This is a genomic window from Streptomyces mutomycini, assembly GCF_001700505.1.
In the GTDB taxonomy this organism is placed as follows: Bacteria; Actinomycetota; Actinomycetes; order Streptomycetales; family Streptomycetaceae; genus Streptomyces; species Streptomyces mutomycini.
In genome coordinates this window covers 262-509 of record NZ_MAPV01000352.1, presented here as the reverse complement: position 1 = coordinate 509, position 248 = coordinate 262, and the positions used below count along the sequence as shown (strand labels likewise).

General features: G+C 69.8%; 1 protein-coding gene. It reads left to right on the top strand.

The features are described from left to right. A partial coding sequence (locus BFF76_RS31960; protein ID WP_141695716.1) for an HIT domain-containing protein occupies nt 1–147 on the top strand: 147 nt, incomplete at its 5' end. Between the last annotated feature and the right edge of the window lie 101 nt (nt 148–248).

Genomic DNA, 248 nt, shown 5'->3' with positions numbered 1-248 from the left:
GCCCACTACCCGGACGCCGCCGACGAGAAGATCACCGAGAGCGGCTACCGCATCGTCCTCAACACCGGTGCGGGTGCCGGTCAGACCGTCTTCCACGCGCACGCCCACGTCCTGGGCGGTCGCGGGATGCAGTGGCCCCCCGGTTAGGGCCACCCACCCGTGTCCGTACGAGAACTCGTGGTCCTCGGCACCGCCAGTCAGGTGCCGACCCGTCACCGCAACCACAACGGCTACCTGCTGCGCTGGGA